Below are 654 nucleotides of genomic sequence, written 5' to 3' on the forward strand. Positions count from 1 at the left end.
TCCTCGTGCCGGTCCGAGGCGACCTTGTTGAGGATCACCCCGGCGATGCGCGTGGCCGGGTCGAAGGACGCGAAGCCGTGCACGAGCGCCGCGACCGAGCGCGACTGCGCCGAGGCGTCCACGACGAGCACGACGGGCGCGCCCAGCACCTTCGCGACCTGCGCCGTCGAGGCCAGCTCCCCCTGTCCCGCGGCCCCGTCGTACAGCCCCATGACGCCCTCGACCACGGCGAGGTCCGCGTCCCGCGCGCCGTGCGCGAAGAGCGGCAGGAGCGCGTCCGTGCCGCACAGGTAGGCGTCGAGGTTGCGCCCGGGGCGTCCCGTCGCGAGCGCGTGGTAGCCCGGGTCGATGTAGTCGGGCCCGACCTTGTGCGGCGACACGGCGAGCCCGGCGGCGCGGAAGGCGGCCATGAGCCCGGTCGCGACGGTCGTCTTGCCGCTGCCCGACGAGGGCGCGGCGAGGACGAGCCGGGGCGGCAGGGACAGGGGCGCGGGGGGCTGTGCGGTCATCGCGTGCTGCTTTCGGGGCCCGGGACGTGCGGCCCGGGAGGACGGATCGGTGAGATGGGACGGGGCGGGGGGCCTTGCCGGGGGAGCGCGGGACGGGGCGGGGCGGTGGGACGGGATGGGGCGGCGGGGCCCCGCGGCGACGGGG

At 77.5% G+C, this 654-nt stretch carries 1 pseudogene; it reads right to left on the reverse strand.

Features of this window, described 5'->3' with window-relative positions:
- A pseudogene (locus SSBG_RS23940) lies at positions 1 to 509 on the reverse strand (AAA family ATPase); the annotation flags it as partial.
- Between the last annotated feature and the right edge of the window lie 145 nt (positions 510 to 654).

This window comes from Streptomyces sp. SPB074, assembly GCF_000154905.1.
Lineage (GTDB): Bacteria > Actinomycetota > Actinomycetes > Streptomycetales > Streptomycetaceae > Streptomyces.